The sequence below is a fragment of the Flavobacterium sp. genome, from assembly GCF_039930565.1.
Classification (GTDB): domain Bacteria; phylum Bacteroidota; class Bacteroidia; order Flavobacteriales; family Flavobacteriaceae; genus Flavobacterium.
The window spans coordinates 1-8,800 of record NZ_JBDTTP010000115.1; the positions used below are offsets into that span (position 1 = coordinate 1).

The following is an 8,800-nucleotide window of genomic DNA, read 5'->3' on the forward strand; positions in this document are numbered from 1 at the left end:
TTTTTGCAGTGTAACCAATTCTTTTTTTAATGAATTGATAAGCAATTTCATTAAAGTATCTACTTCTAATTTTGGGCGATTCCAGTTTTCTGTTGAAAACGCATATAATGTCAGAAACTCAATGCCAAGTTTGGCACAAGTCTCAATAGTCGTTTTTACAGATTTGGTACCATTTTCATGACCAAAAGCACGCAGAAATCCTTGTTGTTTTGCCCAACGTCCATTACCGTCCATGATGATGGCCAGGTGTTTTGGTAAATTGTTAGTATCTATAGATTTTAATAAGTCCATTTTTATTCTGCGCAATAGCAAGGTTTGTTTCCAAAGGTATAGGTTAATGTGAGTCCCGTAAAAACATACCAGTCATTATTATTTAAATTTCCAAAGCGATTGTTTGCATATGCATCGTTTACAGGAAAGCTTCCGTCTATGTCATCAGCAAAAGTATATCTTGCCCCAATTTCTGCTGCTAAAACAAAATGAGGACTAATATTTGATTTTATTCCTAATATAATAGGTAAAGCAAATGAATTAGAACTCTTGTCTTTTTCTGTTTGTCCATTGTCAACGAAAAGTGCATTATATCTGAAATAATTTATTCCTGAGAATATATAAGGTGTGATTTTTTGATCTGAATCATGTAAATTAAAATCAAAAAAATTGAATTCAAGCCCTGCTGAAATTTCCTTTATATCATTTTTGAAGCTGTAGCCTCTTTTATTCCGGCTGTTTTCTTTTGACTTTGAATCATTTCCTGATAAATTAGATTGTGTATAGGAAAAACGGTAGGAATGGCGTGGACTTTTGTTCCATTTATATAGAATGCCAAAAGCGAGTTTTTCCGGGGCCACATATGTTGTGCTTCCAACATCGCCAACAAAATTGCTTCCACCTAAAAAAACCCCAATCTCATTTATCTGAGCATGAAGTGTAAAAAAAGGTAAAAGACATAACAATAAATTAAAAAGTTTCTTCATTTAATTCAAAATTGCGTGCAAATATAATAATTATCGATACGAATCAATGTTTCTTTGGATAAATGTGTCTTTTTTTAAATTTAAAATATGATTATCAGACAATTAATAATGATTCGATAAAGGCAAAACGGGAAAAAGTACCATATTCGTATAGCCAGAATTCAGAAAAAGTTAATTTCTTTTATCTTCTCCCCAAAGTAATTTATTTCGAAGGGTTTTAAGGAAAGTTTCGCCGGGAATTTCGACCATTTTTATTTTGAAGTCCGTTTTTTTTATTGTTAAAACCGATTCGTTTTTTACAGAAGAGATTCTGGAATCCAAAGAAATAAGATATTGATTTTCTCTTCCGGAAACACGAAGTTTTATTTCGGTATCATCCGGAATAACAAGAGGTCTTGCATTTAGATTATGAGGCGCGATTGGAGTTATTACCAGGCTTTTTACATCCGGTGTTAATATTGGACCTCCGCAGCTCAACGAATATCCGGTTGATCCTGTTGGTGTTGAAATAATTAATCCATCAGCCCAATATGAATTAAGGTATTCGTTATTCAAATAAGTTTCAACAGTAATCATCGAAGTAGTGTCTTTTCGGCTTACCGTAACTTCATTCATTGCAAAATTCAATTGCTCAATAGCTTCATTTGTTGGCTCGCAGGTGAGGCTTAATAAAGTTCTTTCGGAAGTTGTGTAGTTTTTGTCAATAACGAACTGTAAAAAGAGGTCAATATTCTCTTTTTGAACCATGGCTAAAAAACCCAATCGACCAGCATTTATTCCTAGGATAGGTACACCGGAATCACGAACAAAAGTGGCAGCTCTTAAAATCGTTCCGTCGCCACCAATACTTATTAGCATCTCAAAACTATTATCTAATAAAGTGGCAAGTGAAAACGTTTCGTATTCTTTTTTTACAAGCTTTTTTTCATAAAGCATGTTTAAAAAATTTTCCTCAATCACCATTTCAACATTATTGGAATTGAAAAACAAAAAAATGTCTTTAATAATGGGCTCTGTACTGTTTTGGTAGTATTGACCGTAAATGGCTACTTTCATTTTTTTTAATTAGATAATGTGGCAATTAGATAATGTGACAATTAGATACGCTAAAATTATCTAATTTTCTAATTGGCACATTAATCATATTATATATTAAGGTATTTGTCTAAATAATCAGAACGTTCTTTTAGGCTGTTGATATAAGTGTCTTCCTGATGTTCTGAAATAATATCATAATTGTATCTTCTGAAAGTCTGAATGATTTCATTGATGGCTCCGAGTCCTATTTTTACTGTAATCTGAACATTTTCTAAAGTAGCTTCAGAAACAAAGCAGCCTAAAACCTTACCATTATTGCTTTCTACAATTTGAGTTATTTCACTCATAGAATAATCAAGCAATCCTTTTTGAACAATTATAATTCCTCCGGGTTCTTTTAAAAATGGAGTTTCATGAAAAAATTTAATGATGTCTTCCATTTCGTAATATCCTGTATATACGTTGTTTTCATCAAGTATCGGAATTAAATTTGTATGGTTTTTTGCAAAAACTTCTAAAACATCTAACCAAATCATTGATTTTCTGGCAAAAAAACGCTCTAAAGTATACTTATAGTCGATGGTTTTTTTATCTGTGTCAAAAGTTTCGACATCGTCAGCGGCAATACTGCCTATGAAAATTCCATCTTCCAAAACAGGAAAATGTGAAAAATTCAAATCAGCAAAAAAGTCCTGAACCCATGCGATAGTTTCTGAACTGTCAATCGGTCTAAAATCATTGGTGATGTAGTTGTTAATGTCTGTCATAAATCAATCAGGAATATTTCATGCAAAATAATCAAAAAATAGCAAAAAACGCTACGTTTTACTTTGTATTTTTGCTGTAACAAATAAAATGTTACCAGAATTTATAATCTATTTATATGACAAAGTTAAGTGTAAATATTAATAAAATTGCAACCTTACGTAATGCAAGAGGCGGAAATGTTCCTGATTTATTGAAAGTAGCCGCTGATATTCAGAATTTTGGAGGGCAGGGAATTACTATTCACCCACGTCCGGATGAGCGTCATATTCGTTATCAGGATGCACGTGATTTAAAAGCAATTGTTACAACCGAATATAATATTGAAGGAAATCCGCAGCATAATTTTATTGATTTGGTACTGGAATGCAAACCTGATCAGGTTACATTAGTTCCCGATGCCATTGGTGCCATTACCTCTTCTGCAGGTTGGGACACAATTTCAAATCAGTCTTATTTAACTGAAGTCATCCAGGAATTTCAGCGTAACGGAATCAGAACTTCGATTTTTGTAGATCCAATTTTGGAAATGATTGAAGGTGCCAAAAAAACCGGAACTGACAGAATTGAATTATATACGGAGGCTTTTGCACACGAATATGGTTTAGGAAATAAAAACGGAATTGATTCTTATGTAAGAGCAGCAGAATTAGCAAATGAATTAGGCTTGGGAATTAATGCCGGACATGATTTAAGTCTGGATAATATTCTGTTTTTTAAACAAAACATTCCGGGATTATTAGAAGTTTCTATCGGACATGCGTTGATTGCAGAGGCACTTTATCTGGGTTTGGATAATGTTGTGAATATGTATTTACAAAAACTAAAATAAGATTTTAATTAAACAATTGTAACTTGATATAATTGAGTTATAATTGTTTAATTTCGCACATTTCTTATTAAAAACAAGTGTTGAAATTAATTGCATTCTTTTTTTTATTCTGTTTTTCTGGTTTGTTTGCGCAAACAAAAGCTTTGATAACGGGCTCTGTAAAATCTTCTGAAAATGAAAATTTAGTTGGAGTAAATATTTCTTTTATTTCAAATAATGCTCATTTTTATTCTATTACCGATTCTCTTGGTAATTTTTCACAAAATATTCCTTTAGGAAAAGTCAAAATTGTAGTTAATCAATTAGGATACATTGAAAAAAATGTTGAATTTGAGTTTTTAAAAGATGCTGTGATTTCTATCGTCTTAGAAAAAGATATGTCAGTTTTAAATGAGGTTTTAATATCAAATGATAAAAAAAATGGTATTACAGCTTTATCCGGAGGTAAATTATCTTTCAATTTAAAGGAATTAGCTTCTGTGCCAACTGTGCTTGGAACTACAGATATTATTAAGATTTTGCAACTAACTCCAGGTGTACAAAACTCCGGGGATGCCAATGGATATTTATATGTGAGAGGAGGAGATCCCGGCCATAATGCTATATTGTATGATGGAACTCCGATTTATGGGATGTCACATTTATTGGGTGTTTTTTCTTTTTATAATACTGATCATATAAAAGAAGTTGAATTTGATAAATCCAGTTCCAATTCAAAATATGGTGGACGTTTAAGTTCTACAACATTATTAATTCCAAATAAAAAAATACCTTCTGAGTTTGGGGGTAACGGAAATATTGGAATTCTGGCTTCACAATTAACTTTAGCCGTTCCAATTTCTGAAAAATCTGGTTTTTACATCTCAGGAAGGAAAACATATATTGACGAAATTATTGCACCAATCTTAAATTCAGATTCAGATAATAATGATGTCCAGAATATGAAATACGGATTCTCAGATGGTAATGTGACTTTTTTATCTCAAATCTGTAAAAATAATTTTCTTTCTGTTGATGCATTTGTAAGTAGTGATGAACTAAAAATTATAGACAACAATTTATCTTTAAAAACAAGTTTAAAGTGGAGCAATTTTACAATTTCACCCACTTTGACAACTACAATTTCACCCAAAACAACTATGTCAAATTCGATTTATTTTAGTCAATATTCGAATAATTTAAGTATGGAACAAGCAACAATTCAGTTTGGTGTGTCATCTTCTGTAAAAGATTTTGGGTTCAACAATGCGTTTAAATATTTAATTAAAAACATTCCATTTGAATCCGGGTTTCAATATGTTTATCATAATCTCCAGCCTCAAAAAGTTGCTATTGAAAATTTAACCGATTCGAATAATAATTCTGAAAACAACATCATTAATGCTAACGAAGCTGCTGTTTTTACGACGTTTAAACCAATATTTTCGGATTATCTAAATGCTGAATTAGGCATTAGAATTAATTATTATGTATCCGGAACCGATTCATACCTTCATTTTCAGCCTCGAGTTTTATTGAATTATATTCCAAATAATAAATATTCTTTTTATGTTTCATATAACAGGCAATATCAGTATTTAAGTCTAATAACAACCTCAAGTGTTGGAATTCCGACAGATTTTTGGATTGCTAGTTCTGAAGGAATAAAACCTCAGACATCTGATGAATTTTCTATTGGCTCAAGCCATAAAATTTCGAAGAATTTTGTATCTTCTTTTGGAGGGTTTTATCGTTCGATGAAAGATTTACTCGAATATCCTTATGGAATAACTCAATTCAATGAAATTACAACGCTTAAAAACGATCTTCTGGTTGGAAGAGGAAAAGCGTACGGATTAGAGACGATGCTTAGAAAAAATAATGGAAAATTTCATGGCTGGCTAAGTTATACTTTGAGTTGGTCTGACAGGAATTTTGAAAAGCTCAATAATGGAAATACTTATTTTGCGAAATATGACAGGCGACATAATCTTTCTGTAGTGGGTATGTATGATTTAAATACAAAATGGAATTTTGGTATCACTCAGATATTTAGTTCAGGGAATCGTTTTACAATGCCAACATCCTGGTATTTTATAAATAATAATCCAGTCAAAGAATATTCAGAATATAATAATGCACAAATGCCAAATTATATCAGGACAGATCTTTCTGTAAATTACTTTTTTACAAAAAATACTAAAAAAGAAAGTGCACTGAATTTTTCAATTTATAATACTTTTAATTTAGAAAATCCAATATACGTTGTGTTGGATGTGCAAATTAATGAAGATAAAAACAGCGTTGTTGTAAAGCAGGATAAGAAGGTTTTGTATCGAATATTACCTTCAATTAGCTGGAGATTTAAATTTTAGGAGATGAAAAAATATATTGTATTTCTATTTGCTGTAATAGTAATCAGTTGTTCTAAAGATGAATTTAGTGAGCAAATCAGACTGGAATCTAAAATTGTGGTTGAAGGCTGGATCGAGGAAGGGGATTTTGCCAATGTTTTATTATCCAGCAGTATTCCGGTTACAGATGTTATTGATTCTACAAATGTCCTGAATCATGTAATAAGGTCTGCGAAAATCACTGTTTCTGATGGAGAAACCTTCGAAGTCCTAAAAGTTAAAAATGATAAAAACAGGGTGCCGCCATTTGTGTATTATGGCAATATGATAAAAGGAGAAGCAGGAAAAGAGTATTCAATTAAAATTGAATATTTAAATCGCATTGTTGAGGCAGTAACAACAATTCCTAAATCGGTACAGCTTAAAAGTGCTGATTACGTAAAAAAGAACGCTACAGATACCATTGGCTATGTTTTTGTAAAATTTGATGATCCGGCTGATGAAAAAAACTATTATCAGATTGCGACTAGGATTGATAGTGAAGAGCCTATTTTTGTTCCTGCCTTTTATGGGAATTTAGATGATAAAAACTTTGAAACATCGTCTGTTTCCGTACAAATAAATAGAGGTGTTATACTGTTTCCGAAAACAAAATTTACTCCTTATTTTGCAGACGGGGATTTGATTTCCGTCAAATTAAGAACCCAAAACAAAGAAGTCTTGGATTTTTGGAACAGTTGGCAAAACGAAATCGTAAACAGCAGAAATCCAATTTATCCTTCTAATACAAGTTTAAAATCAAATATAAAAGGAGGTATTGGAATTTGGGCGGGTTATGGACAAAGTACATTGGTCGTAAAAACACCTCCTAAAAAATAAAGCCGATTTGAAACTATTCAAATCGGCTTTATTAAATTATTTGAAGAGTTTTATTCTTCGAAATACTTGATGAAATCTTCAAATTTTGTTTCGAAATTTTCAAATCCTGATGAGAAGTAAGCGCTCATTTCTACTTCAGTATTATCACTGAATTTTAAGTAATAAACTTCGTTGTAATAAACTTCAGTAAACTCTTCAGTTTCGTCACTAGAAGACCAATATCCACCACCATCATAGGTAATCCATTCAGGTAAATTAAATGTATAAGAATTAGTTGATTTTTCTGAATGTACTACAATATTGGCTATTTTAGTACCATCTTTTTTAGAAACTAAGATTAGTTTTGAGTTTTTGTTAAAATTATCTGCACTTCCTTCAGAATGCTTTTGACGGTATAAATTTTCAGCTGTATAATATGCTTTAAAATTAGCATTAGGATTTTCGTAGTCTGGATGTACAGGATATGTTACAGTACTTTCTAAAGCAGCTTCATCTGTAGCTGATGTAGCTAAATCCATATCAGCAACAATAACAAAATTGTCTAAAATTTGTACCAAACCATTAGCTTTGCCTCTATATTGAGTTAATTCATCATCGTTTAATAAAGCATCAATACTTGCAGTACTTCCTGCGTTGAACGAAAGCAAATTTTTCCCATTGTAAGTAAGATTGGCTTTTGAAGTGTTTTCAGTAGATTTTGTACCGCTCATTTCCCAACTGTAACCTTCACTTAATGCCATTTTATATGCAAATTCATTAGGAATTTCTTTTCCGTTAGAATATTTTGCAGTTTGTGTAAATGTAGCCGCAGGAGTGTTATCAATTGTTAAAACAGCATCAACTGATGCAGGTAAAAAGATTTGATCATTTACTTCATCCGTATTTTCATATTCTCCGGTTTCATCGTTGTAATAATAATTACCGTAAGTATCTGTAATGTTTACTTTTATGTCAGAAGATGTACTTTTAGCAGATAAACTTGCATTATTTGCAGTTGAAGATTCCTTAGCTGGGAAAATAAATTTTAATTCTGTAGATGAAGGTGTTTTTACCCATATTTTTTGAGTGTTATTCCATGTATAAATACCATATACGCCAGAAACATTTAAGATTTCTTCAATTTCATTACCATTTTTCCCCCCGAATATATCAACAGAATTAATATCTAATAGTCTACTTAAATTTTCAATCGCATCTATTGCGCTTAATTTTTTTGTTTTATCTAATTGAATAAGCATCTCATTAGCTTCAGCCTCTAATTTAACTTTTTGTTCTGTAGGAGTTAATTTAGAGTACGGTTGCTTAACGATGTTTGCAATTTGTTCTGCTAATGATTGCTCTGTTGTTTCATTGTTGTCATCGCTTGAACATGAAATTGTTAGTTGAGAAACAATTAAAGAAAATAAAAATAATTTTTTAATCATGGTTTTGTTTTTAATTAAATGAACTAATCAAATTTTAGTTTTGATTTTTAAAGTGCAAATATATAACATTACTATTGTTTATTTCCTACAAAAAAAATATAAAATAGAGACTTTATTATTTCAATAATTTCATTGATGAATAAGTTTTTTATCTTTGTGATTAGTTATAAAAATAATACAAATGTTATATTCAAAAACAGAAGGCGAAGGAAAACCATTTATCATCATGCATGGATTTCTTGGGATGTCAGACAACTGGAAAACACTTGCCGGACAATATGTAGAAGCCGGTTTTCAGGTTCATGTTTTAGATTTAAGAAACCACGGACGGAGTTTGCATTCAGATGAATGGAGTTACGAAGCAATGGTGCAGGATGTGTTTGAGTACTGCCAGGCAAATCAACTAACAAAACTTGATATTCTCGGTCATTCTATGGGAGGGAAAGTTGCGATGCTTTTTGCGACTAAGCATTCTGATTTAGTTGATAAATTAATTGTAGCCGATATTGGACCGAAATTTTACAAACAACACCATCAGGATATTTTGGCAGG

The 8,800-nt window shown here is 31.4% G+C and carries 9 protein-coding genes; 4 read left to right on the forward strand and 5 right to left on the reverse strand.

Translation table 11 applies throughout. From position 1 onward, the window contains the following. From uppS to ABI657_RS18230, 4 genes are all read right to left on the reverse strand, one after another. Positions 1-291 (reverse strand): polyprenyl diphosphate synthase (gene uppS, locus ABI657_RS18215; RefSeq protein WP_348098696.1); only part of this gene is annotated, 291 nt, incomplete at its 3' end. 2 nt (positions 292-293) lie between these two features. Beyond that, complete coding sequence (locus ABI657_RS18220; protein ID WP_348098697.1) at positions 294-977, reverse strand: DUF6089 family protein; 684 nt, start codon at positions 975-977, stop codon at positions 294-296. Positions 978-1,148: 171 nt separating this feature from the next. Then, complete coding sequence (locus ABI657_RS18225) at positions 1,149-2,033, reverse strand: NAD kinase (protein WP_348098698.1); 885 nt, start codon at positions 2,031-2,033, stop codon at positions 1,149-1,151. Positions 2,034-2,122: 89 nt separating this feature from the next. Continuing rightward, positions 2,123-2,782, reverse strand: a complete 660-nt coding sequence (locus ABI657_RS18230) for an acetoin utilization protein acuB (RefSeq protein WP_348098699.1) — start codon at positions 2,780-2,782, stop codon at positions 2,123-2,125. A gap of 116 nt (positions 2,783-2,898) precedes the next feature. On the opposite strand from ABI657_RS18230, the gene ABI657_RS18235 reads away from it, so the two are divergent. From ABI657_RS18235 to ABI657_RS18245, 3 genes are all read left to right on the forward strand, one after another. Continuing rightward, a complete protein-coding gene (locus ABI657_RS18235; RefSeq protein WP_348098700.1) occupies positions 2,899-3,612 on the forward strand; it encodes a pyridoxine 5'-phosphate synthase in 714 nt (237 codons plus the stop codon). 80 nt (positions 3,613-3,692) lie between these two features. After that, entirely contained in the window at positions 3,693-5,966 is a 2,274-nt protein-coding gene (locus ABI657_RS18240) for a TonB-dependent receptor plug domain-containing protein (protein WP_348098701.1), read from the forward strand. Between the two features lie 3 nt (positions 5,967-5,969). Next, the gene (locus tag ABI657_RS18245; RefSeq protein ID WP_348098702.1) at positions 5,970-6,824 is read left to right on the forward strand and encodes a DUF4249 domain-containing protein; all 855 of its coding nucleotides are present in this window, start codon (positions 5,970-5,972) and stop codon (positions 6,822-6,824) included. Positions 6,825-6,874: 50 nt separating this feature from the next. Here ABI657_RS18245 and ABI657_RS18250 read toward each other — a convergent pair whose 3' ends face one another. Beyond that, the gene (locus tag ABI657_RS18250) at positions 6,875-8,248 is read right to left on the reverse strand and encodes a hypothetical protein (protein ID WP_348098703.1); all 1,374 of its coding nucleotides are present in this window, start codon (positions 8,246-8,248) and stop codon (positions 6,875-6,877) included. Positions 8,249-8,429: 181 nt separating this feature from the next. Between ABI657_RS18250 and ABI657_RS18255 the strand changes: the two genes are divergently transcribed. After that, the coding region (locus ABI657_RS18255) for an alpha/beta fold hydrolase (protein WP_348098704.1) at positions 8,430-8,800 on the forward strand (371 nt) is incomplete at its 3' end.